The sequence below is a fragment of the Gluconobacter cadivus genome (assembly GCF_015244745.1).
Lineage (GTDB): Bacteria > Pseudomonadota > Alphaproteobacteria > Acetobacterales > Acetobacteraceae > Gluconobacter > Gluconobacter cadivus.
On sequence record NZ_JABCQI010000002.1, the window covers coordinates 387,609 to 410,859 of the forward strand.

Consider the following 23,251-nt stretch of genomic DNA (forward strand, 5'->3'; position numbering starts at 1 on the left):
AGTGACCGGCCAACTGGTGCGCGGAAAGAATGAAACACGACGGATGACAGGGGGGCTTTGCGCTGTTAGAAGGCCAGCAACTTCCCTGTCGGACACCGGACGAGGCCGTTTTTCATGAAGATCGTAGCCTGCAACAGTAACCTGCCGCTGGCCCGTGCGGTCGCCCATGAACTCCGGATGCCTCTGTGCAAGACCGTGGTGAAGCGCTTTGCCGATGGCGAAGTCTTCGTCGAAATTCAGGAAAACGTCCGGGGTGAGGACGTCTTCGTCGTGCAGAGCACCTGCATGCCGACGAACGACCATCTCATGGAACTGCTGGTCATGCTGGATGCGCTGCGTCGTGGATCAGCCAAGCGCGTCACGGCTGTGATGCCGTATTTCGGTTATGCCCGTCAGGATCGCAAATCCGGACCCCGCACGCCCATCAGCGCCAAGCTCGTGGCGAACCTTCTGACGGAAGCTGGTGCCAACCGCATCCTGACGATGGATCTGCACGCCATGCAGATCCAGGGTTTCTTCGATATCCCGACCGACAACCTCTACGCCGCACCGCTGTTCGTGCGCGACCTCAAGACGCGCCTGCCGGACCGGGAACTCATCATCGTCTCGCCGGATGTTGGCGGCGTGGTCCGTGCGCGCCAGCTCGCACAGCGCCTGAACGTAGATCTCGCGATCATCGACAAGCGGCGTGAACGCGCTGGCGTGTCGGAAGTCATGAACGTCATCGGTGACGTCGCCGGCCGCTATTGCGTGCTGGTCGACGATATCGTCGATAGTGGCGGCTCGCTGTGCAACGCCGCCAACGCGCTCATGGCCCGTGGGGCGGAAGGCGTCGAAGCTTACGTCACTCACGGCGTTCTGACTGGCAATGCCTGCCAGCGCGTGAAAGACAGTCCGTTGAACATGCTGACGCTGACGGACAGTATCCCGGCGACCGAGGCCCTCCTCGAGACCCCGAATATCCGTCAGATCACGACAGCCAACCTCCTCGCCCGGGCTATGAGCGCCGTGGCCGATGAAAGCTCGGTTTCCTCACTGTTCGACTGAGCGTCCACCGGTCCACCCTCACGCCCCCTCTTCGTGAACGGACTTGCCCATGACCCAGATTATCCCCAAGCCCTACTGGTATCTGCGTCATGGTGAGACCGACTGGAACGCCCGGGGACTGGCGCAGGGCCGAACGGATATCCCCCTCAACGAGACGGGCATCGCCCAGGCCGTGCGTGCAGGAGAAGCACTCGCCCCCTTATTCCGCAACGGCAACCGCCCGTTTGATCGAATTGTCTCATCGCCCCTGAAGCGGGCTTTGGTCACAGCGCAATATGCACAGGATACGATCCACGACCGCACCGGGATCAAAATTCCCCTGGAGGTCAATGCAGGCCTTATAGAGGTCTGCTTCGGCCTCTATGAAGGCGCCCCCATGGACGAATGGTTTAAGTCCTGGATTGAAGAAGGGCAACATCTGGAAAACGGAGAAAGTTTCACAGACCTCTCCGTCCGCGCCATCTCAACGATCAACGCCGAACTCGACAAAGACGGAACACCGCTCTTTGTCGCTCACGGCGCATTGTTTCGGGGAATACGCTCCGGAATGGGACTTCCGGCAAATGTCCGCCTACCAAATGCGGTAGCACTCAAGGCCAGCCCTACAGTCAGTGGCTGGTCTGTAGAGACCACATAAACATCACTGGTTTTTTACGAACCCCTGAATTTCTTTTCTGAAAACTCTCATTTCATCATCATTGCGCCAAGGCGCTCTATAGATGCTTTCATTCCAAATCTGAGACAATACCTCCCCGTTGCGATCAACATCTTCCTGTTGGAAAGAGCTTTCGCTTGGGGAGACCTCTATATTCCCTGAGATGGAATAAAATACGCACTCTGGCGAATTTTCTTTTATTATTTCGCCGCCATAACCCGCACGAATCATCCTCATTGTATGCTCGACATGCTCGTGTCCATACCGGCCAAATCTGCTATCCAGATAGCCGACATAGGCAAGAGCTTCTTTTGTAAAACCTGAGCACTGACCGCTCAGATAACCCGATTTATAAGGCTGATTCCATTGCCCCATTCCGTCGCTGGCTGGGCCAAACCAGGGGGGATCGAAATTAATGTGACCGTAAAGAGCTGATGACAGTACCCAATCTATATCCCAGCCAAATTTTGTCGGGAAAACATCGTCTTCCATTAAAAGAGTTAGCGAGTTGGATAAAATTTCATTTGAAAAAAATAATGCTCTGTTTTTATTCCATGCCACACCTTTATTTTCAGAACTAGCCCAATATATTCCACCAAAATCCTTCAGAAGATCTTTAGTTTCATCAACAGATCCGTCATCAGAGATAATTAAATCAATATCAAAAAATGAATTCTCTTTTATTTTATTTAAATTTTCAATTAATAATTTAGATCTATTATAGGTTGTAACTGAAACACCAACGGAAAAATTCTTTTGACCAATAAATTGTGAAACTTTATCAGAAAAAATTCTGATAGATTCTATAGAGTTATCATAAAAACCAAAAACAATCTTGGCTTTTGTAACAATAACCAAATCTTTGAGATTTTCTATTTTTATTCCAATAGAAAATCTGGATTTTGTAGCTTTTTCGCCAAAATGGCTTACGACATCTGAACTATTCAAATAATTTATAACAAAGCTGTGCTCTGTTTTAAATTTTTCTTCAAATTGAACAGTCATTGAAATGATTGGATAATCTTCGCCAAAGGCCCACCCGTCAACCTTCAAGTGACCATCTTTGAAATATACATTATCAATAGAATGTATAATATTTTTTTTGTTATCCACTACACACATCCTCGATATAGTAATCTGTCAGTTTTATTTCAGTTATAAAGCCAATCCTTCATTATAACCAAAATAAACATAATGCCTGAACGGATCAATCCCATCGGCAGCTATATGAGGCCAATTGGCAAGATATTTTTTTGCATCGAATATTTTATATTCTCGTACGACGCCTTCATCATCAGCACTATCCGCAACAGCCATCGCGGGAACAGCTTGATCGGCTTCTCGACACGAAAACAGGGGATTTTCCAATCCCAGCATTCCCAAAATATGAGGGATGTCTGGAACATAGACCCTCAAAGCTTTTGACAAGCGTTGATTAAACCAACTTTCTCCTTCGGTCAGTCGGCCCAGCAAATGTCCGCCAGGACCTTGAAAATTTTTCAAGGCTTCAGAATCATTGATATCAACAAACGGAGCTAATTTATTATATGCTCCTCGGATGAAGTCATTGTAAGGTTTATGGTGATAATGAAAATAGATAAATTGTGTATTTATTTCCGTAGATCCGAGCACTGTCTCACAAAAGTGAAAACCGTGATCTAATTTTTTAAGTGTATCTTTTCTAACAAAAACCTTTCCTGATGGTTGTGGCCAGTACCACCCAGGACTATTGACGATATTGAACAGATCCATCGTTATTCTGAATGGCCCCTCCAATCTATCCAAGCGTTCTAAATGTGAATGAATACTATTTTTATTTGCTAAAATATTTCCATTGCTGCAGACACCCAAAAACTCATCAGCATCCATTGGAAATGCGAAATCGTATTCTTCGCCAGATTCATCAAGATTTTTTATAAATCTGGCAATGATATCTCCCTTGTCATGGAAATGTTGAGAGTCCCGATACCCCCAAATAACTGTCCCACCTACGCTTTCTAATAACAATAAATTATCAATAACAGACTGAATGGTACTCCCATTATCAAACACAACTATATTTTCAAATCCAAATAAATACCCATGGTACTTTATCCATGGAAGCAATGTATTATTCTCATCTTTTTGCATCGTTATGCATTTTACTATCATAAAATCTCCATATAATATTTAATGTTTTAATAAATCTGATTGAATGCCGAGTTAGCCGTTATATTTTTTAAAACTCTTGTTGACTCCTATCAATATCGTTATTTCTTTTAACATTATAGATCTCCTGTCGGACCATATCCATGCCCTCCATACGGACTTTAGTCGCACTCGCGACATTCACCAGCCTTGTTCCGCCAGCTCTCGCGCAGTCCCAGCCCATGCCGCTCCCCATGCCCGCCGCCATTCCTGAACCGCAGGATCGGGCGTTTCCCGGAACCATGACGGTCTCGGTTGATGCGACGGATACGCTGCATCATGTGATGTCCATTCATGAGACGGTTCCGGTACCGAAAGAGGCGCAGCAGAAGGGAGAAATGGTCCTTCTGTACCCGATGTGGATTCCGGGCGATCATTCTCCCACAGGCGTGATCGAACAGCTCGCCAGCCTGCATGTGCAGAGCAACGGTCGTACGCTGGACTGGAAGCGCGACACAGTCAACGTGGCCGCATTCCATATCCCCGTTTCTGCCAGCACCCCGACGCTGGATCTTCATTTCCAGCTCCTGACGCCGCTTTCGCCGGGTCAGGGCCGCGTGGTCATGACACCGTCCATCGTCAATGTGCAGTGGGATCAGGTGTCGCTTTACCCGGCGGGATATTTCACCCGTGGCATTACGGTTCAGCCTTCCGTGCGCATTCCGCATGGCTGGCAGATCGGCTCAGCCCTTCGCGCGGGAGTTTATGGCGACGAAACGCATTTCAATGCCACGACGTTCAATACGCTTGTCGACTCTCCGATCTTTGCCGGACGTTATTTCCGCAAGTTCGACCTGACCGGCCCCGATCATGTTCCGGTCTCGCTGGATGTCGTGGCAGACGAGCCGGACTCGCTGGATGCAACGCCGTCTCAGATTGCGGCCCATCAGAACCTCGTCCGGCAGGCCACAACGCTGTTCGCCTCGCATCATTACGACCATTACGATTTCCTCCTCGCCCTGACGGATGAACTGGGCAGCATCGGTCTCGAACATCATCAGTCCAGCGAAAACAGCGCTGCTCCGGGCTATTTCACGGAGTGGGACAAGACATTCCCCGAGCGTGACCTTCTCGCCCATGAATACACCCACTCCTGGAACGGCAAGTATCGCCGTCCGGCCGATCTGTGGGCGCCCAACTTCAACACACCGCAGCGCGGGTCCATGCTGTGGGTTTATGAAGGCCAGACACAGTATTGGGGCAATGTCCTCGCCGCACGTACGGGTCTCGTGACGAAGGATCAGGGTTTCGAGGCGCTGGCCTATATGGCGGCGTCCTATGACAACCAGACGGGTCGTCAGTGGCGTCCGCTGGAAGACACGACCAACGATCCCGTGATTGCACAGCGTGCCCCGCTTTCATGGCGCGACTGGCAGCGTTCGGAGGACTATTACGTTGAAGGCCAGCTTGTCTGGCTGGATGCGGATGCTCTGATCCGCAAGCTCTCCAACGATCACAAGTCGCTGGATGACTTCGCAAAGGCCTTCTTCGGTACCAACAGTGGCAGTTTCGTCGTCAGCCCCTATCAGTTCGACGATGTGGTCGCCACGCTCAACAGCGTGCAGCCTTATGACTGGGCCAAGTTCCTGCACGACCGTCTGGACACGATCCAGCCGCACGCGCCGCTCAACGGTCTGACCAATGGTGGGTACAAGCTGGTCTATACGTCCAAGCCGACCGCCTTCGTAAAGGCCAGTGAAGCCGCACGCCACACCACGGACCTGTCCTTCTCGCTCGGCCTGACGGTCAATGCGACCGGACGTGTGGGACGTGAGCACTGGATGAGCCCGGCCTTCAAGGCAGGTCTGGTTCCGGGCGTAACGATCGTGGCCGTCAATGACATGAGCTTCACGCCACAGCGTCTGCTCCACGCCGTTACGGACGCGCAGAAGGACCCGAAGCAGGACATCCGTCTGATCGTGAAGTCTGGCGACCATGTCACCACGGTCTCCATTCCCTATCATGACGGTCTGCGTTACCCGCATCTGGAGCGTATCGCAGGTACGCCGGATCGTCTGAGCGAGATTTACTCAGCGCGTCAGTAAGGCTGACATTTCCGGGGCGCTGCCCCGGAACCCCGCAAAGGGACTCAGTCCCTTTGATCCCGTTCCCAACCAAGCGGTTTCCAAAGGCCTCGGCCTTTGGCGGGTTTCAGGGCAGAGCCCTGAACCTCACCAAGGCACCAACGACTTCCCAAGCGCCTTCTGAGCCTCTGGCGTCATGCCCATGTCATTCCGGTTCCACCAGCCCCCGCCGAGAGACTGGAACAGCCCGACGCTATCTGAGAAGCGCGCCCCCTCGGCCTGAACATAGGCCAGACGTGCCTGCGCATCCGTCTGCTGGGCTTGCAGCAGCACAAGCTCGCTGACATCTCCAAGACGCAGCTGCCCGCGCGCAATCGTCATGCTCTGCGTCGTGGCCTTCAGCAGCTCCTCGTCGGCCTTCAGGGCATCGGCATCGAACGTGACGGCATGCAGGCTGTCCGCCACGTCCTGAATGGCGGACAGGACAGTGGCCTTATAGGTCTCGTTGGCCTGAAGTAGGTTGTCGCGCGCCTGACGCTCGGCGTGCAGAAGTGAACCACCCTGAAAGATCGGCTGCATGACGGTCGCAGCGATCGTCCAGTTGCCATAACCGGGCTTGAAGAAGTCACTCATCACGCCCACGGCCTGCGCCGGTGTAGCGCTGAGCTGCACGTTCGGCAGACGGTTGGCGATGGCCACACCGATCTGCGCGCTGGCAGACTGGATCTGGGCCTGAGCCGCGCGGATATCGGGGCGCTGGTTCAGCAGGTCAGCCGGCAGCGAGACCGGAAGCACCTTCGGCAGAGTGAACTGTTCCAGACGAAACTCGGGCAGCGGCGTGTTGGGCGTCACGCCCACCAGAACCGCCATCTGGTCCCGCGTCTGCGCCAGTTGGAGGCTCAGGCCCGGTAGCGTCGCCTCAAGCTGGGCCACGGAGGCCAACTGCTGCGCCATGTCCTGCCGGGATGCGTTTCCGATTCCCTGCTCGGCCGTTACCGTCTTCAGCACGGCGCGCTGACTGCGGATCAGTTCGTTCGTGGCGTCGATCTCGGCGCGGATCGTGGCTTCCTCGATCGTCGCATTCACGAGATCGGAAATCATGGTCAGCGCGGTGGCTTCGAGCTGGAACTTCTGCAGGTCCGCCTGCGCTCCGGCGGCCTCGATCGCGCGACGCGTTCCGCCCCACAAGTCCGGCACATAACCGATATTCAGCTGCGCGGTGTGGACGTTATAGAGCCACACATTCGAGTTCGGAACGGGAGAGTAGACCTTGGACGTCTTGTTCCGCGTCGGATTGAACGAGGCCGAGAGCGTCGGATACAGGCCCGCACCCTCGATCCGCCGCTGCTCCCATGCGGATTTCAGCCCCTGCTGCATGGCGCGCAGGGACTGGTTGTTGGCCAGCGCCTGATCGACGAGCGCATTCAGGGACGGATTGCCGAACACCGTCCACCATTGCCCCGGAATGTCTACACCGGACTGGAACTGCTGCGGTACAGTTGCACCCGCGACACCATGCCCGGCGGTCGCGGTCAGGGGCTGACCTTCATAGGCCGCGTTCTTCGGTAGGTCCGGGCGATGGAAATCCGGGCCGACCGCGCAGGCGGAAAGCGCCGTCAGACACAGCAGAAACGACGCACGACGAGACATCACGAAGCGCATCGTCATGATCCGGCTCCCTCTGAGGCAACTTGCGGACGCTTCTTCGCATCGCGGCGTTCAACCCACATTTCAAGCTCGCTGAAATAGACCGGCAGGGCAAACAGCGTCAGCAGCGTGGCGATCCCCAGACCGCCCACCACGACCGTCGCCAGTCCGCGCTGCACGTCCGTGCCCACACCCGTGGCAAGAGCAGCCGGGAGCATACCAGCCGTGGCCACTGTCGCGGTCATGAGAACCGGACGGAAACGCTCGGCAGCCCCGGCGATGGTGGCATCACGAACTCCCAGACCTTCCACGCGATGGCGGTTGATACTGGCAATCATGATGATGCCGTTCTGCACAGCCACACCGAACAGCGCGATAAAGCCCACGGCGGTCGCGATATTGAGTGTCTCACCGCGGACATGCAGCGCGATCAGGCCGCCCAGAGTCGCCAGCGGCACGACGCTGAGAATCAGCAATGCCTGCCGGATCTTGCGGAATTCGGCAAACAGCAGGACCAGCATCACCGCGAACATTACGCCCAGCGCGATCATCAGACGCTTCTGGGCCCGCTCTTCCTGCTGGAAGGAGCCAGCCCATTCGAGCGTATATTTTTCCTTGTCGAAATGCAGTTGCTGGTCGATCCGTCCCTGCGCATCCGCCAGATACTGCGACAGCGGACGCTTGCCGTTGTCCACGCGAATGGTGACCTGACGATGGCTCATTTCGTGGGCAATGTTGCTCTCGCCCATATGCAGCCCGACATGTGCGACCTGAGACAGCGGAATATAGGCGCCTTCCGCATCCAGAAGCGGGATCTGCGACAGGGACTGCATGTCCTGCAGGTCCTTGCGGCGGATATGGAGCGTCGCGTTATAGAAGCGATCCCCCACATAAACGGTCGTGATGGGGGCATCGCCAATGGCGTTCGACACGACATCGGAAATATCCGAAATGCTGATGCCGTAACGCGCAGCAGCCTGACGATCGGCCACCACCTCAATCTGCGGAATGCGCGGTTCCTGAAAGATCGATGCTTCCGTCGTACCCGGAACCTGATGGAGAATATCCACGATCTGCTGACCGATGCGGCGCAGTTCCTGAAAATCGTTGCCATAGACGCGCAGGACCAGTGGGCTGTGCGCTCCGCCGACCAAATCGCTCATATTGTCCTGGATCGGCTGGCTGATGCCGAAATCGATCCCCGGAATCTGCGACAGACGCCGACGCAGACGTTCGACGAACTGCGCCTTGGTCTCGCCTGAAGGCCACTGGTCATACGGCTTGAGACCGACCGGCATTTCAATATGCGACGGCGTCCAGGGGTCGGTTCCGTCGTCCGAGCGTCCAAGCTGCGTAATGGCATAGGACGTTTCGGGGAACTCACGGACTGCATGGCGCAATTCATTGGCGATGGACTCGCCCTTCTCCAGAGAGATACCGGTCGGCATCTGCACCTGAAGCCAGAGCGAGCCTTCATCCAGATCCGGCAGGAACTCGCGCCCGATGGACGCCCCAAGGAACACGACCGCAACCATCGCCGCAACACCAGCACCATAGGCGATCAGCGGGCGGTCGATAAAATGGCCAAGCAGACGCGTGTAATGCGCATGCAGCCATTCCAGCGGGCGGTTGTGCCAGATGTGCTTGGGCTTGCGCAGGGCCAGATAGGTCAGGGCCGGAATGAGCGTCAGGGCGCAGAGCAGCGCACCCAGCAGCGCGAAGCTGACGGTATAGGCCATCGGGCGGAAGAGCTTGCCCTCACTGCCCTCGAACGCAAAAAGCGGGCTGTAGGCCACGATGATGACGAGCGTGGACGAGAAGATTGCCCGCCCCGCACGCTGCGCGACCGGCAGAACCTCGACGGGATCAAGCGCCTCGGTCGGGCGCTCCTCACGGATACGGAGGATTGTCTCGGTAATGACGATGGCACCATCCACGATCACGCCGAAATCAATAGCGCCGAGCGAAAACAGGTTCGCCGACATCCCGAAACTGTGCATCAGCACGAATACCACTGACAGCGCGAGCGGGATCGTCACGGCCGTGACAATGGCACTGCGCGGACTGCCCAGGAACAGCGTCAGGATGACACCCACGAGGACGATGCCCTCGATCATCGTTTCCGTGACTTTATGCGTCGTGGAGAGCACGAGATGGTCACGGTCCATGTACGGCACGATACGGACATGGCTGGGCGCAAGCTGCTGCTGGAGCTTCGCGATCGTAGTGTGAAGGCCATCGAGCACGAGCGAGGGGTTTTCCCCGCTCAGCATCGTCACCACACCTTCGATCGTATCGGGATTGCGGTCCTTGCCCAGAATACCCTGCCGGACCTGATGCCCGAACTGGACGCGTCCCAGATCTTTCACGAAAACCGGCACGCCGCCATGGCTGGCAACGACGATATTCCCCATATCATCCAGATTATGGATCATGCCGATCCCACGGATGATATAGGACTGCTCGCCCCGGCTGACACGCCCACCACCCGCATTGGCGTTGCTGTTGCGAATGGCGGTCAGCACGTCTTCGAGGCCGACATGATAGCGTTGCAGCGAATCAGGATCGAGAACGAGCTGGTATTCGCGCGTCAGACCGCCGAAATTGTCCACATTGACGACACCCGGCACGCGCTGGATCGCCGGAATGATGGTCCAGCGCTGGAGATCGGACAGCTCCATCAGGTTCTTGTCGTCGGATTCCAGCGTATAGCGATAGATCTCGCCGCTCGGCCCTGAAATCGGCCCCAGCGACGGCATGGCGCCATTGTTCAGCGGATTGTTGGCAAGCTGCGTCTCGACGAGCTGACGCGCCGCATAGACATTCGTGCCTTCACGGAAGATCAGCGTAATCAGTGACAGGCCGAACGTGCTGGTGGAGCGGCTGTCCGTCACGCCGGGAACACTGGCCAGCGTCCGCTCAAGCGGGATCGTGACCTGCTGCTCCATTTCCTCGGCGGCCAGACCCTCCTGCTGGGTCGTGATCGACACGCTGACCGAGCCCAGATCCGGATAGGCCTCGACCGGCAGGATCTTCCACGAAAGCCCCCCGAGAAGCGCCAGAATCAGGGCAGAAAAGAAAACAATGTTCCGGTGGTTGAAGCACCAGGAGATGAAACGCTCGATCATCAGCTCAGGGCCACCGGATCAGTCATCGTTCAGGAGAATGGCACCGCTCGTCACGACGCGTTCTCCTGCGGAAATGCCCTTGAGCACACGGACGTTTTCGCCTTCATCATAGCTGATGGTGATGTCGCGCCGCTGGAAGGTGTGGGGCACTGTCTCAATGAAAACTGACACCTGATCGTTGTTCATCAAAAGGGCGGCCTTGGGGATGATGACCTCACTGGGCTGCGGAATGTTCAGGGTCGCATTCACATACATGCCCGGACGCAGGGCGCCATCGGCGTTGGGACAGGCGACATAGGCATTGACCCGGCGCGTATCACTATGAAGTGCCGGGTCGAAACTGATGACCTGCCCCGAACAGGTCCGGCCCGGAAACTCGTCGAAAGTGACGGACAACACGTTGCCCTCACCGATCTGCGCCAGATTTTCCTGCGGAATGGCAGCAGCAACCCAGACCTGCGACAGGTCCAGAACCGTCATCTGGATCGCGGTCGGATCGGTGATGTTTTCCCCCGGCGCCATGATCGTCGTGGAGACGACACCATCGACGGGAGACACGAGCGGTGCCTGCCCCTTTGCGGAATAGCCCGGCCGCGCGCCCAGAACCTGAAGCCTGCGCTGCGTGCGCTCGGCTTCCGCCTGTGCCTGCGTCAGATCGTTACGGGCGGCTTCGATATCCTTGACGGCATTCCCGCCGATCGCCTGAACGCCCTGCGCGCGGGCATAGGCACGACGCGCGAAATCCAGAGCGGCCCGCGCGCGGGTATCGTCAGCCCAGGCCTGATCCAGATCACCAGCAGCAATCGTGGCCAGAACCTGTCCGCGCTGCACATGCTGGCCCAGATGGACCAGAACATCCGTAATCCGGCCCGCGACCGGGGCATACACATTCACCTGCCGGTCGGGTTCCGTCATCACCTGCGCGGGAAGCAGAATGCCGTGATCACGCGAGACGCTTACAGCGGCCTGTATCGTCAGACGCTTCTCAAGCGGACTGCCTTCCCGGACGACAAGACCGCCCTTCGACTGCGTCACCATAGGAGGTTCGGTCGCTGCAACAGTCGAATGCGGGGATCGGAATCGCAGAACGACGACGAGAAGGATGGTCAGGCACAGCAGACCAATGGCCCACGCGCCGACGCGGGTAACGCGCATGCTGATAGAAAACCCCGTAACTCTGTCAGGACAGACGTCCCGTTTTGACTGAAACGTCTGGACAATGACCTGTCGGCCAGCATTCGGACGTTTTCATATCCCATGGAAGGACGCCAGACGTCACATACGGAAACGAAAAGATTTTTGCACTGACGGAATGGCCGGATTGCAAAAGTTTTATGTGATTGCCACAAAAATGCAAAAAAGCGGCCCTTCGGAGAAAGGCCGCTTTCCTGATACGCCAGTTTCTGACCCGAAGATCAGAAACGGTATTCGATACCTGCGCCAACGACGGTCGGGTCGAGGGAGTCATGCGCCGTGATTTTCGTGGTCTCGGCATTGTTCTGCGCCCAGGCATGGACCCGCATGAACATCTGCTTGACGTCGAAGTTGAAGAACCAGTTGCCGACAACCTGATAGTCGAAACCGACATTGACGGACGGGCCACCCGTCACACCGATATTGAGCTTCTGCGTGAGCGGACCACCAGCAGGGGAAACGTTATGGAACCAGGCCAGCGTCGCGCCAACACCCACATACGGGTTGAAGCGCTTGTGCGGACGGAAGTGCCAGGCAAACGTAACAGTCGGCGGCAGAACCCAGGCGCTGCCCACATCAACCTTGCCCAGACCCGGAACGCCTTCAGCAGCGATCTCATGACGCGTGCTGGCAGCAATCAGATCGACCGAGACGTTGTCCGTGAAGAAGTATTCGAACGTCAGCTCCGGCATGACCTGACGCGTCGTCTTGACGCGGCCGCCGAGATGCGCGCCGTTCAGTCGCAAGCTGCTGTCACGATCTTCCGGCATCACGCCGAGGGCGGACAGACGAACGATGAAGTCGCCCTTGCCCAGCCCGATGCGGGTGTTGGCACAGGTCTGGAACAGGCCGCAATGGCCGGAGGCAGGCGCATGGATGTTTACGGACGGCACGGGAGCCGCCGTCATGGGTGCACTGACCGTAGCCTGGGGAGCAGGAGCAGTGACCTGCGCAAACGCGGGAGTTGCAACGGCGCCGACTGCGGCGGCCAGCGCGAAAGCGTTAAATTTCATCTGGAATTTCCATCACCATTCGTTGAGCCTCACAAAGCACTCCTCCCCTCCCATCACCTTGACCTGAATCAAGTCTGGTAAATTATGTGGTAGTGTGGCTGAAAGTCTTCAGGCTGCGCTCAGCACAACGGGAACAGGATTCATCATGTCTGCGTCACATACTCCAGAAGATGTCCATGATCGTTGCGCCCATTGCGTAGGGCGACGTCTGAGTGTGTGCAGCAGCATTGACGACTGTGATCTTGCCATCCTTGCCAACGAGTCTTCACGAATGACCGTTGCCGACGGTCGATCCTTTATAGAAGAGGGCGCACCGGCCAACGATTTCTTTGTCGTGACCGGAGGCAGGGTCAAGCTCTTCACCCTTCTGCCGGATGGGCGACGCCAGATTACCGGCTTTGCAGAAGGCGGACACTTCCTCGGACTCGCCGCCTCCACCAGCTACGCTTTCGGGGCTGAAGCCCTCGGCGGGGCCACGCTCTGCCGCTTCCCCCATGCCGGCATGCAGCGCCTGACCGAACGCTTTCCCACCCTTGAACACCGCCTGCGCGAAGAAGCCTCCCGAGAACTCGCCCTGATGCAGGCCCGCATGACCCTGCTGGGACGCAAAACAGCTCGCGAACGCGTGGCCACCTTCCTGATCGAACGCTGCCAGCATCTGGAAAAGCCCGACCTGTCCCGTCCGGTCGAACTCGACCTGCCCATGCCCAGGACCGATATCGCGGATTATCTCGGACTCACTATTGAAACGGTCAGCCGGATCCTCAGCGCCTTCAAAAAAGAAAAACTCATCAGTATCCGAAGCATTACCCACATTACATTACTGATGCCGGAACGGATATCGACGATCGCAGAAGGCATGGAATAGGCCCCTTTTCAAAAAGCCACATTCCCGCCATCAGGACGCTCTATGTTTTACTGATCGTTTACAGGAGATGTCATGATTTTCATTCCTTCCCCCCGCACGATGCTTGCTGTCGGACTGATTGCCGGAGCCGTTTCCCTTGCTCCGCAGACCCATGCAGCGGACACCACGGCATCCAGCGCCTGCCAGCAGACTGGCCAGAATGATGTCATCGGACGTCTGGCACAGCGGGAAGACTGCCTGAACAGCAAGGTCCAGAACTACCAGAAGCAGTCCCAGGACGCTCAGGCCGCGCGCGAAAAGCGGATTCAAGACCTGAAGGACAAATACACGAACGCTCCGGCCAACGAAAAGGCACGCCTTCAGAAGCAGATCGCTGGCGAACAGTCTAAGCTGACCAACCTGCGCGATCAGGAAAATCAGCGTCTGCAACAACTCAAGAATGCCCCGCAGGAACAGCGCAACCGCCTCAACGCTCTGAGCAGCAAAACCCGCGGCGATGTCAGCAACTTCCTGAACGGCGGTCTCTGATCCGGTCACTCCGGCCCCTCTCGCGGGGCCGGAATTTCAGGGCGTCAAAGCGCCCTGAAGGCCTGAAGGGCGCGATCCCGCCCATCTTTCAGATCGACGATGGGGCGCGGGTAGGTTTTGCCCAGAATCACTCCCCCCTGCCGCAGATCCGCCTCCTTTGCGGCCCAGGGCTCGAACAGCGCCTTTCCTGACAGACGACGCAGTTCAGGCACCCACTGGCGGATATAATCGCCATCCGGGTCAAACTTTTCAGCCTGTCGCGTCGGGTTAAAAATCCTGAAAAACGGCGTGGCTTCGATGCCCGTCCCCGCAACCCACTGCCAGTTCATGGCATTATTCGCAAAATCCGCATCTACCAGCGTATCGCGGAACCACGCCTCCCCTTCCTTCCAGTCGATCAGCAGATGCTTCGTCAGGAACGATCCCACGATCATCCGCGCCCTGTTATGCATCCAGCCGGTCTGCCAGAGCTGACGCATCCCCGCATCCACGATCGGCACCCCCGTCTGCCCGCGCTGCCACGCCTTCAGATCTGCGGCACTGTTCCGCCAACGCATCCCGGAAAATTTCGGGCTGAGGTTTTCAAACGGCAGTTGCGGCAGGTGATACAGCGTGTAGCGGGCAAATTCCCGCCATCCGAGCTCTGACAGGAAAATCCGCGGGCCATCCGTATGCGCGCCATGTTTCTGCAACGCCGCCCAAACCTGACGGGGTGAGACCGCACCGGACGCAAGATAAGGTGACAGACGCGACGTTCCTTCCTCCGCCACCCTGTCCCGTCCTCTCGGATACTCTGCCACGGCATCTTTCAGAAAATCCTCAAGATGCTCCCGCCCTTCCGCTTCTCCCGGCTCCCAAGTTTTCCGGAACCCCGCCGCCCAGTCCGGAGCCTGCGGACAAAGATCCGCTTCATTCAGCCGTTTATTCGGCAGAACAGAGTCCGGAACGTCCTGAAATGACAGCCCGTCCGGCATTCGCAGCGGCTCCGGTACGGTGTGCGTCTGAAGCGCCTTCCAGAATGAACCGCAGACTTTATAGAATCCGCTCTGCTTCGTGCGCACAGTGTCCGGATCGAGCAGAACCGTTCCCCAGTGCGCCCGGACCTCACAGCCCTGCCGTTCCAGAGCCCGCCGGATCCGATCGTCCTGCGCCCGTTCGCGTTCATGCAAACGATGGTGCCAGTGCACCGATGCCGCATCTATGTGCCGCGCAAGCTGCGGAAGCAGATCCTCGGCAGACCCCGCAAGCGTCAGCAACGTCCCCCCCCGGCGTTCTAGGTGTGCCCGCAGATCGGCCAAAGCCCCATGAAGCCACCACCGCAACGCCGCTCCAGCCGGATGCAGGGCCGGGGTCACGTCATCAAGAACATACACACAGATGAGCGGCCGACCGGACGACGACGCCTCATGCAGCGCAGGATGATCTGCCAGACGCAGATCGTCCCGAAACCAGACGATGGCTGGCCGGGTCTGCCGGGGGGAAGAAGATTGGGTCCGGGAACGGGGCATGGATCCTCACAAAAAGGGGAAATTCTTCATAAAGCGCCCCACAGCGCCATTCGTTCAGAACGAATGAAACGACTTCAATCCGGACCGGAGAGAGCCCGAAAAAATTTCTCCCAAGGCCGCGAACCATTGTCATGAAATGTCGTTTAGATGGCGAAACGCTCTTCAAGAGGATTTTCTTCATGTCCACCAAGTTCATTGCACGTATTGCCCTTTCGCTGGCCCTGCTTTCGGGTTCGGCTGTCACGCTGTCTGCCTGCAACACCGTGCGCGGCGCTGGTCAGGACGTGAGTTCCGTCGGTCACAACGTTACCCGCGGCGCAACCGCAACGCAGGGCGCGATTGACCGTCACACGGGCGTTTCCCCCTGATTTTCGCGAAAACCCCACTTCGGGCTTTCAGAACCGCCGGTCCCCGACCGGCGGTTTTTTTGTATCGGCACGTTCTGACTGCGGCTTCGGAAACAGGGCTGTGTAGATTTTTGCTTGTCATTCCTGTCCGGACGGTTCCATAGTTCGAATTGAACACAGACGTTCTCAGGGCGGGGTGAAACTCCCCACCGGCGGTATTGGCGGATTTCTCCGCCTCAGCCCGCGAGCGCCTTCCGGATTTCGGTTCGGAAGGGACAAGCAGATCCGGTGAGACTCCGGAGCCGACGGTCATAGTCCGGATGGAAGAGAACGCAGCACTTGTCCGGTCGCGGGCAGGTTGGGCGCGTGTCGCCCCGCCTGTTTTCCGTTCCGGCTGAGGGCGGCGTGCGCCTTGCGGATGTCCCGATTGTAACGGGACCAGAAGACGCAACTTGCCTGACCAGACCACCCTTTCCGACACAGTAGCACCGAGCGCCATTCGCGACGGATTTCGCGCAACCATCTCGCAGGCTGTCGAGACCTTCGGAGCTACAGCACCCAACCCGTCCGTCGGGTGCGCGCTGCTGGATGCGGAAGGGCGTGTCCTGACGGTCGGCGTTCATCCACGGGCGGGGCAGCCCCATGCCGAAGCCATGGCTCTGGCGCAGGCCCGGGCGGCAGGCATTTTGGATCAGGCACGGGTGGCTCTTGTCACGCTGGAGCCGTGCAATCATACCGGGCGCACCCCTCCGTGCAGCGAAGCCCTTCGCAACAGCCCGGTTCAGGAAGTCTGGATTGGTGGAGCCGATCCAAACCCCCAGGCGTCTGGCGGAGCGGAGCGACTGCGCGAAATGCCCGGTGCAAAACGCGTGGTCATGCTGGCGGACCGGCCGGACATGGCCGATCTGGCGCGGGACTGCCGCGCTCTTCTGGCCCCTTTCGCAAGCCGCGTCGTCCGGCACCGCCCATGGATCAGCGTCAAGCAGGCGCTGGACGAACACGGCTCCATGGTGCCGCCGCCGGGGCAGAAAACCTTCACATCTCCGGACTCGCTCGTCCTCGCGCATCGCCTGCGCCGGGCGACGGATGCGATCATCACCGGGATCGGCACCGTTCTGGCAGACCGCCCGCGCTTCACAGTCCGGCATGTCCCGGACCATGAGGGGTGCAAGCCGCGCCTGCTGATCGTCTGCGACCGCCATGGCCGCCTTCCGGCGGACTGGGTTGCGGAGATGACGCAGGCCGGGTTCGAGGTCCTTACCAGTTCCGACCTGCTCTCTGTCCCGGCCCTGCTGGCAGAGCGGGGCGTGAACTGGGCGATGATCGAAGCCGGACCAGCCCTGCTGGCCTCCGTCGCCGAGGCCGGGCTGTGGGACGACTGGCTTACCATTCACAAAACTGCGGACGCTGACCGCATCGATCTGAAATCGCGGGACGAAAGCCCGCTGCGACTGCTGAGGGAAAACGCATGTTCTCTGGAATCATAGAGCGTCTGGGCACAGTCCGCTCAGCATCCGTCCGCGACAAGGCCATGGACCTGACCGTGGAGACCGGCTTTCCCGATCTGGAACTCGGCGAGAGCGTGGCGGTCAATGGCGTGTGTCTGACGGTCGAGACTTTCGATTCAGCGGGCGTGGCCACCTTCCATCTCAGCGGCGAGACGCTCTCCCGCACGCCGCTGGATCAGCTGAAAGCCGGATCCCGCGTCAATCTGGAGCGCGCCGTCGCGGCCAGCACACGCCTTTCGGGCCATATCGTGCAAGGCCATGTGGACGGCGTGGCGACCCTCGCAAGCATCGAGAAAGCAGGAGATTCCTACGCCCTGCGCGTGTTCGTCCCGCAGACGCTGCGCCAGTATGTCGTGGAAAAGGGCTCCATCACCTGCGACGGCATCAGCCTGACGGTGAATGATCTGCATGACAACATCACGCACGGCAATCAGCCCGGCTTCGAAGTCGGCCTGACGATCATCCCGCACACCTGGGAGCACACCAACCTCTCCACGCTGTCGGTCGGGGACCGGATGGATGTGGAAGTCGATGTGTTGTCCAAATATGTCGAGAACCTGCTGCGGTTCTCTCCCAGCCTTGGAAAGGTGGCCTCATGAAGCCGTCCCTGAAAGCCGCCATTGAGGCCATCCGTGCAGGCGGAATGGTCGTCATGGTCGATGACGAAAACCGGGAGAACGAGGGCGATCTGGTCATGGCGGCGCAGTTCGCCACGCCGGAAGCCATCAACTTCATGGTTCGTGAGGCGCGCGGCCTGATCTGCCTGCCACTGGAAGCCGAACAGGCGGACCGTCTGGCCCTGCCCCCCATGGTGGCCCGCAACCGCGACCCGCGTGGCACAGCCTTCACGGTTTCGATCGAAGCGGCAACAGGTGTGACGACCGGCATTTCTGCCGCAGACCGCGCCCGCACGATCGTCATCGCCGCCAACCCCGCGGCCAAGCCAGACGACCTCGTCTCGCCGGGGCATATCTTCCCGCTCCGCGCGCATCCCGAGGGCGTTCTGGGCCGCAACGGTCATACGGAAGGGTCCATCGACATCGCGCGTCTGGCCGGGCTGGAGCCCGCTGGTGTGATCTGCGAGATCATGGCCGATGACGGCAGCATGATGCGCCTGCCGGAACTGCGGAAATATGCCGCCCGCCACAACATGCCCATCGTCAGCATCGCGGACCTTCAGGACTGGTGCCGCGAGCATGGACGTGGCGCCATCACGGGCCACGACCTGATCTGCACGCCCGTTCCGGCTGCGGGCGAAATGGTGGCCGAATCTGCCCTTCCCAGCATTTTCGGCGGTCACGATCTGCGCATCCACGCCTTCCGCGCCGTCGATGGCGTAGAGCATGTCGCGCTGGTGAAGGGCGATCCATCCAAGGGCGTTCCGCTGGTGCGTCTGCATTCGGAATGTGTGACGGGCGATGCGCTCGGCTCCATGCGCTGCGACTGCGGCGCGCAGCTCCGTGAGGCTCTGGAGCGGATTTCGGCATCGGAATCCGGCGTTCTGGTTTACCTGCGGGGCCATGAAGGCCGCGGAATCGGACTGGCCAACAAAATCCGCGCCTACGAACTTCAGGATCATGGCATGGACACGGTGGAGGCCAACGAAGCCCTTGGCCTGCCCGCCGATGCCCGCGAATGGGACGCGGCGGCGGACCTGCTGCGGCATCTGGGCGTGAGTTCGCTCCGCCTTCTGACGAACAACCCGGACAAGGAATCCAACCTCGTCCGCTTCGGCTTTGACGTGCAGTCCAGCGAGCGGCTGGAAATCGCAGCCAATCCTTTCAACCGCGCCTATCTTGCGACCAAACGCACACGGATGGGCCATTTCCTCCAGGAACAGCCGGCATGAGCAAGCATATCCCCGTAGCCCCCGATCTGCGCCTTTCTCCCGCACCGAAAGTGGCCATCATCTCCAGCCGCTTCAACACGAGCATCACCGGCGGCCTGAAGAACGGCGCGCTCGAATGGCTCGAAGAGCGCGGCATCACGGACGTGGACGTCTATGATGCACCGGGCGCATTCGAACTCCCCATTCTGGCACAGCGTCTGGCAAAATCCGGCCAATACGAGGGCGTGATCTGCCTCGGCTGCGTCATCAAGGGCGACACCGCGCATTTCGAATTCATCTCGCTGGGGGCCACCATCGGCATCATGCAGGCCCAGCTTGCCACCGAAGTGCCGATCGCTTTCGGCATCCTGACAACCTACACCGAACAGCAGGCCGTGGACCGCTCCCGCGCAGATGCCGAAAACAAAGGCCGGGAAGCCGCAGCGGCCTGTGTCGAGACACTGGCCTTCCTGCGCAACGTGCCCGCCCGCTCCTGATCCCTGCGGGAAAAGCGCCGCCTGTCAGAAACGTCGGTACACAAGCTCCGGCTTTTCTGACGCTTCCGCCACGGCCTTTTCCACACGGTCATGAAACGGCGAAAGACTACAGACCGGGTCGGTGTTGGCGGCGTCGCCCGTCAGCGCCAGTGCCTGACAGCGGCATCCGCCCCAGTCCTGTTCCTTGCGCTCGCAGGAGCGGCAGGGCTCGGGCATCCAGTCCGTCCCCCGGAACATGTTGAACAGGGGCGAACAGTTCCAGATGTCCGACAGGGTCCCGTCCTGCACATTCGGGAATGCGACATCGGGGATGATCTCCGCCGCGTGACACGGAAGAACGCGCCCTGAGGGCGTGACATTCACGAAGCGCTGCCCCCAGCCGCCCATACAGGGTTTGGGCCGGTCCGCATGATAATCCGGCGTCACATAATCGACCGACAGACCACCTTTCGCACGTTCCGCCTCGACGGCGCGTGTGGCTTCCTGAAGCTGCTCACGACTGGGCAAAAGCGCATCACGGTTTTTCAGCCCCCAGCCATAATACTGGGTATGCGCAATCTCCACACGTCCGGCCCCAAGCTCCCGCGCCAGAGCAAACATCTCGGGAATACGGGCCACATTTTCCCTGTGCACCACGAAATTGAGCGTCATCGGAATACCGGACGCCCGAATAAGCCGCGCCGCCTCAATCTTGCGGGCCTGCGCCCCCTTGAGACCGCCAATCCGCTCGGCACCCGCCTCCGTCACGTCCTGAAAGGACAGCTGGATATGATCCAGCCCGGCCTTGTCCAGCGCCTCCAGCTTCGTTTCGTCCAGCAGAACGCCGGAGGTGATCAGGTTGGAATACAGGTTAAGCTTGCGTGCGAGGGACACCAGTTCGACGAGGTCGGGCCGGGCCATCGGCTCACCGCCGGAGAAATGAACCTGCAACACACCGAGTTCGGCGGCCTGTTCCAGCACGGAGCGCCAACCGACGGTGTCGAGTTCCGCCGCTTTTCGTTCAAGTTCAAGCGGATTGGAGCAATAGGGGCAGGAAAGCGGGCAACGATGCGTCAGTTCAGCCAGAAGGCTCATCGGCGGCGAAGGCAGTGTCATGTGTGCAGGACGTTCTTTTCTGTCAGTTCAGAAAGAAGCGCGAGGACATCCTTCGCGATGACCTCACGCGGGGCGGAAAATTCGTTTGCAAGCTGCTGGATGATGTCGCCGACGCTTCGCTCCCCATCCAGAAGCCGCAGAATATGCGGTGCGGAGCCCTCGATCACAAACGCTTTTTCAGGCGCCTGCACGATCCACAGGTCTCTCACGCGATCGTGCTGGAGCCGATGGCCCCGCGCGAAGGAGAGAACGCTCTCCTCCGCGACACAGGACTGGTCCGTCATGGAACGAAGGCGCCCGGCGGGATGTGGCCGTCCACATAGGCATAATCGAGCGCATCCAGCATGGTCCACAGCACGGAGCATTTGAACTCCAGAGCTTCCAGAACCTCTTTCTGCTGCTCGGGCGTGCGGGCGTTTTCGCGGACATAGGCCAGCGCGAAATCGGAATCCCGCGGCGCCTGCGTCAAACGGGGCGTGAAATAGGCCAGCGTCTTTTCCGACACGAAATCATAGTGCCGCAGCATCCCAGAGACGCGCTCGCTGATGATCGTGGGCGAAAACAGCTCCGTCAGCGAGGACGCGATGGCGGCCAGAATGGAGCGGTCCCGCACGAAGTTCACATAGGCATCGACCGAAAAACGCGTCGCCGGAAGCAGACCGTCGAGGCTTTCCACATAGTCGCGATCCAGCCCCAGACCATCCGTCAGCATCAGCCAGCGCGCGACACCACCCGTTCCGGGCTCCGTACCGTCATGATCCTCAATCCGGCGCCGCCATTCCCGGCGCAGCTCGGCCGTGGGCAGCCGTGCGAGGAGAGTCGCGTCCTTGGCCGGGATGCGAGCCTGATAATAATAGCGGTTCAGCGCCCAGGCCTGAACCTGCGCCCGGTCGAGCTTGCCGTCATGCAGTTTGCGGTGAAAGGGGTGCCGGTTGTGGTACCGCTCGGCACCGATCTGCCGAAGCCTCTCTTCAAGCTGGTCAGGGGTGAGGAGCGTCATGGTGTGTCCAGTCTGAAAGTCATGCCGTCTTCCGCAACCGTCCATCCGGCGCGTTCGACGCTTTTGCGTTCGGGGCTGTCTTCGAACAGAATCGGGTTGGAGTTGTTGATATGAATCAAGACCTTGCGAGGTTTTTCGCACATCGTGAAACATTCAACGGGGCCGCCGGCGTCATTGACCGAAACATGCCCCATCCGCTGGCCGCTCTTGGGACTCAGCCCGGCACGGATCATTTCGTCGTCCCGCCACAGCGTTCCGTCGAAGAAAACGAGATCCGCCGCAGCCACCCGCTCCACGATCTCTGGCGTGATATGCGCACAGCCGGGGATGAAAAGCAGCGTTTTCAGCCCGTCCGTTATAGACAGACCCAGCGTTTCGTCGGGCTTTGAGCCTGCGGCCTCTGCATAAAGCGGAGCCTTACCCGGCACGGCGAAGGCCGTCAGCAGCAGCCCCGAGGGAATCCCGTCCTTGTTCATCAGGGACATGGGCTCGTTGAGAAGCAGCGGGATGCGCGGCACGATCTCAGGGTCGAGCGCGCCGAACATCGGATTGTCCGCCAGTTGCCGAAGCGTCGAGTCGCTACCCATCAGTCTGAAGGGTTCGCGCTCGCGCAGCGTCAGAAGCCCCGTAATGGCGTCGATTTCGCCGCAGGTCAGAACGACGCCCTGAATAGGCGTTCCGCGCAGGCTGCCCTGATGATGCAGGGCCGGGGTCTCGATGATTTGCTGGCGCAGATCGGGCGCGGCGTTGAGAATGAACCAGCGTTTTCCGTCGGCGCTGACGGCGATGGAGGCCTGGGTCCGGGCTTTCGCGCCCTGTCGCGTGCGGGCGGCCACACAGCCGGGCGCTGCGGAATTCCACTGCGGAAAACCGCCCCCTGCCGCCGCGCCAAGCACGATGACATCAATCATTTTGTTACAAACCGTCTGAATCGGGCGCCCTGCGGCCCCCATGAATGAAAACGGCCGCTCCGAAGGGGAGCGGCCGTGCCATATTCCTCAAGGACGGGGCCTCGGGGAAGAGGCTTATTTCTTCTCGCCGCAGACATACGAGTTGATTTCTGCGCCCAGCGGGATTTCGGTAACTTTCGGTGTGTTCCAGGCCATGATTTTTCTCCTTGGTCTCCGATAACCGGCAGATGTGACAACAACACATCCACAGGCGCTCCTCATGATTT

At 58.8% G+C, this 23,251-nt stretch carries 22 protein-coding genes and 1 riboswitch; of the genes, 10 read left to right on the plus strand and 12 right to left on the minus strand.

The features are described from left to right. The first annotated feature begins 114 nt into the window (after nt 1–114). Together HKD28_RS04645 and HKD28_RS04650 are read left to right on the plus strand one after the other, a co-directional pair. On the plus strand, nt 115–1,047 hold the full coding sequence (locus HKD28_RS04645) for a ribose-phosphate pyrophosphokinase (RefSeq protein WP_062027866.1): 933 nt from the start codon (nt 115–117) through the stop codon (nt 1,045–1,047). 49 nt (nt 1,048–1,096) lie between these two features. Then, entirely contained in the window at nt 1,097–1,684 is a 588-nt protein-coding gene (locus tag HKD28_RS04650) for a histidine phosphatase family protein (RefSeq protein ID WP_194267222.1), read from the plus strand. A 3-nt stretch (nt 1,685–1,687) separates the two neighbouring features. Here HKD28_RS04650 and HKD28_RS04655 read toward each other — a convergent pair whose 3' ends face one another. Together HKD28_RS04655 and HKD28_RS04660 are read right to left on the minus strand one after the other, a co-directional pair. Continuing rightward, complete coding sequence (locus HKD28_RS04655) at nt 1,688–2,815, minus strand: glycosyltransferase family 2 protein (protein ID WP_194267225.1); 1,128 nt, start codon at nt 2,813–2,815, stop codon at nt 1,688–1,690. Between the two features lie 42 nt (nt 2,816–2,857). After that, entirely contained in the window at nt 2,858–3,832 is a 975-nt protein-coding gene (locus HKD28_RS04660) for a glycosyltransferase family 2 protein (RefSeq protein WP_194267227.1), read from the minus strand. Between the two features lie 161 nt (nt 3,833–3,993). On the opposite strand from HKD28_RS04660, the gene HKD28_RS04665 reads away from it, so the two are divergent. Then, nucleotides 3,994–5,934: a M61 family metallopeptidase gene (locus HKD28_RS04665; RefSeq protein WP_194267229.1), complete on the plus strand. Its 1,941-nt coding sequence runs from the start codon at nt 3,994–3,996 to the stop codon at nt 5,932–5,934. Nucleotides 5,935–6,060: 126 nt separating this feature from the next. Here the strand turns inward: HKD28_RS04665 and HKD28_RS04670 are convergent, their stop codons facing one another. From HKD28_RS04670 to HKD28_RS04685, 4 genes are all read right to left on the minus strand, one after another. Then, nucleotides 6,061–7,581 (minus strand): efflux transporter outer membrane subunit, encoded by a 1,521-nt coding sequence (locus tag HKD28_RS04670; protein ID WP_235993297.1) that lies wholly within the window; start codon nt 7,579–7,581, stop codon nt 6,061–6,063. Beyond that, nucleotides 7,578–10,688: an efflux RND transporter permease subunit gene (locus tag HKD28_RS04675; RefSeq protein ID WP_194267231.1), complete on the minus strand. Its 3,111-nt coding sequence runs from the start codon at nt 10,686–10,688 to the stop codon at nt 7,578–7,580. Before HKD28_RS04675 ends, HKD28_RS04670 begins: the two co-directional genes overlap by 4 nt. Nucleotides 10,689–10,706: 18 nt before the next feature. After that, nucleotides 10,707–11,843, minus strand: a complete 1,137-nt coding sequence (locus HKD28_RS04680; protein WP_194267232.1) for an efflux RND transporter periplasmic adaptor subunit — start codon at nt 11,841–11,843, stop codon at nt 10,707–10,709. Nucleotides 11,844–12,103: 260 nt separating this feature from the next. Continuing rightward, nucleotides 12,104–12,895: an OmpW/AlkL family protein gene (locus HKD28_RS04685; RefSeq protein WP_194261057.1), complete on the minus strand. Its 792-nt coding sequence runs from the start codon at nt 12,893–12,895 to the stop codon at nt 12,104–12,106. 271 nt (nt 12,896–13,166) lie between these two features. Here HKD28_RS04685 and HKD28_RS04690 point away from each other — a divergent pair, with 271 nt between their 5' ends. Both HKD28_RS04690 and HKD28_RS04695 read left to right on the plus strand, forming a co-directional pair. Then, the gene (locus tag HKD28_RS04690; protein ID WP_194267473.1) at nt 13,167–13,763 is read left to right on the plus strand and encodes a Crp/Fnr family transcriptional regulator; all 597 of its coding nucleotides are present in this window, start codon (nt 13,167–13,169) and stop codon (nt 13,761–13,763) included. 72 nt (nt 13,764–13,835) lie between these two features. After that, entirely contained in the window at nt 13,836–14,291 is a 456-nt protein-coding gene (locus tag HKD28_RS04695) for a hypothetical protein (protein WP_194267233.1), read from the plus strand. A 44-nt stretch (nt 14,292–14,335) separates the two neighbouring features. Here the strand turns inward: HKD28_RS04695 and HKD28_RS04700 are convergent, their stop codons facing one another. Next, entirely contained in the window at nt 14,336–15,799 is a 1,464-nt protein-coding gene (locus tag HKD28_RS04700) for a cryptochrome/photolyase family protein (RefSeq protein WP_194267234.1), read from the minus strand. A 179-nt stretch (nt 15,800–15,978) separates the two neighbouring features. Here HKD28_RS04700 and HKD28_RS04705 point away from each other — a divergent pair, with 179 nt between their 5' ends. From HKD28_RS04705 to ribH, 5 genes are all read left to right on the plus strand, one after another. Beyond that, nucleotides 15,979–16,167 carry an entericidin A/B family lipoprotein gene (locus tag HKD28_RS04705; RefSeq protein WP_099285974.1) on the plus strand — a complete coding sequence of 63 codons (189 nt, stop codon included), beginning with the start codon at nt 15,979–15,981 and terminating at the stop codon, nt 16,165–16,167. Between the two features lie 157 nt (nt 16,168–16,324). Further along, nucleotides 16,325–16,482, plus strand: a riboswitch (FMN riboswitch). 116 nt (nt 16,483–16,598) lie between these two features. Continuing rightward, on the plus strand, nt 16,599–17,633 hold the full coding sequence (gene ribD / locus HKD28_RS04710; RefSeq protein ID WP_207728848.1) for a bifunctional diaminohydroxyphosphoribosylaminopyrimidine deaminase/5-amino-6-(5-phosphoribosylamino)uracil reductase RibD: 1,035 nt from the start codon (nt 16,599–16,601) through the stop codon (nt 17,631–17,633). Further along, nucleotides 17,615–18,253, plus strand: coding sequence for a riboflavin synthase (locus HKD28_RS04715; protein WP_194267235.1), 639 nt, complete (start codon nt 17,615–17,617; stop codon nt 18,251–18,253). The genes ribD and HKD28_RS04715 overlap by 19 nt, the downstream gene beginning before the upstream one ends. Beyond that, nucleotides 18,250–19,503 (plus strand): 3,4-dihydroxy-2-butanone-4-phosphate synthase, encoded by a 1,254-nt coding sequence (gene ribB, locus HKD28_RS04720; RefSeq protein WP_194267236.1) that lies wholly within the window; start codon nt 18,250–18,252, stop codon nt 19,501–19,503. The genes HKD28_RS04715 and ribB overlap by 4 nt, the downstream gene beginning before the upstream one ends. Further along, complete coding sequence (ribH, locus tag HKD28_RS04725) at nt 19,500–19,979, plus strand: 6,7-dimethyl-8-ribityllumazine synthase (RefSeq protein ID WP_194267238.1); 480 nt, start codon at nt 19,500–19,502, stop codon at nt 19,977–19,979. Before ribB ends, ribH begins: the two co-directional genes overlap by 4 nt. A 24-nt stretch (nt 19,980–20,003) precedes the next feature. Here the strand turns inward: ribH and pqqE are convergent, their stop codons facing one another. From pqqE to pqqA, 5 genes are all read right to left on the minus strand, one after another. After that, the gene (gene pqqE / locus HKD28_RS04730; protein ID WP_194267241.1) at nt 20,004–21,074 is read right to left on the minus strand and encodes a pyrroloquinoline quinone biosynthesis protein PqqE; all 1,071 of its coding nucleotides are present in this window, start codon (nt 21,072–21,074) and stop codon (nt 20,004–20,006) included. Further along, the gene (gene pqqD / locus HKD28_RS04735; RefSeq protein WP_194267244.1) at nt 21,071–21,358 is read right to left on the minus strand and encodes a pyrroloquinoline quinone biosynthesis peptide chaperone PqqD; all 288 of its coding nucleotides are present in this window, start codon (nt 21,356–21,358) and stop codon (nt 21,071–21,073) included. The genes pqqE and pqqD overlap by 4 nt, the downstream gene beginning before the upstream one ends. Next, on the minus strand, nt 21,355–22,074 hold the full coding sequence (pqqC, locus tag HKD28_RS04740) for a pyrroloquinoline-quinone synthase PqqC (RefSeq protein ID WP_062027332.1): 720 nt from the start codon (nt 22,072–22,074) through the stop codon (nt 21,355–21,357). Before pqqC ends, pqqD begins: the two co-directional genes overlap by 4 nt. Further along, the gene (pqqB, locus tag HKD28_RS04745; protein ID WP_077803979.1) at nt 22,071–22,985 is read right to left on the minus strand and encodes a pyrroloquinoline quinone biosynthesis protein PqqB; all 915 of its coding nucleotides are present in this window, start codon (nt 22,983–22,985) and stop codon (nt 22,071–22,073) included. The genes pqqC and pqqB overlap by 4 nt, the downstream gene beginning before the upstream one ends. A gap of 114 nt (nt 22,986–23,099) precedes the next feature. After that, entirely contained in the window at nt 23,100–23,180 is an 81-nt protein-coding gene (gene pqqA / locus HKD28_RS04750; RefSeq protein ID WP_010502998.1) for a pyrroloquinoline quinone precursor peptide PqqA, read from the minus strand. Between the last annotated feature and the right edge of the window lie 71 nt (nt 23,181–23,251).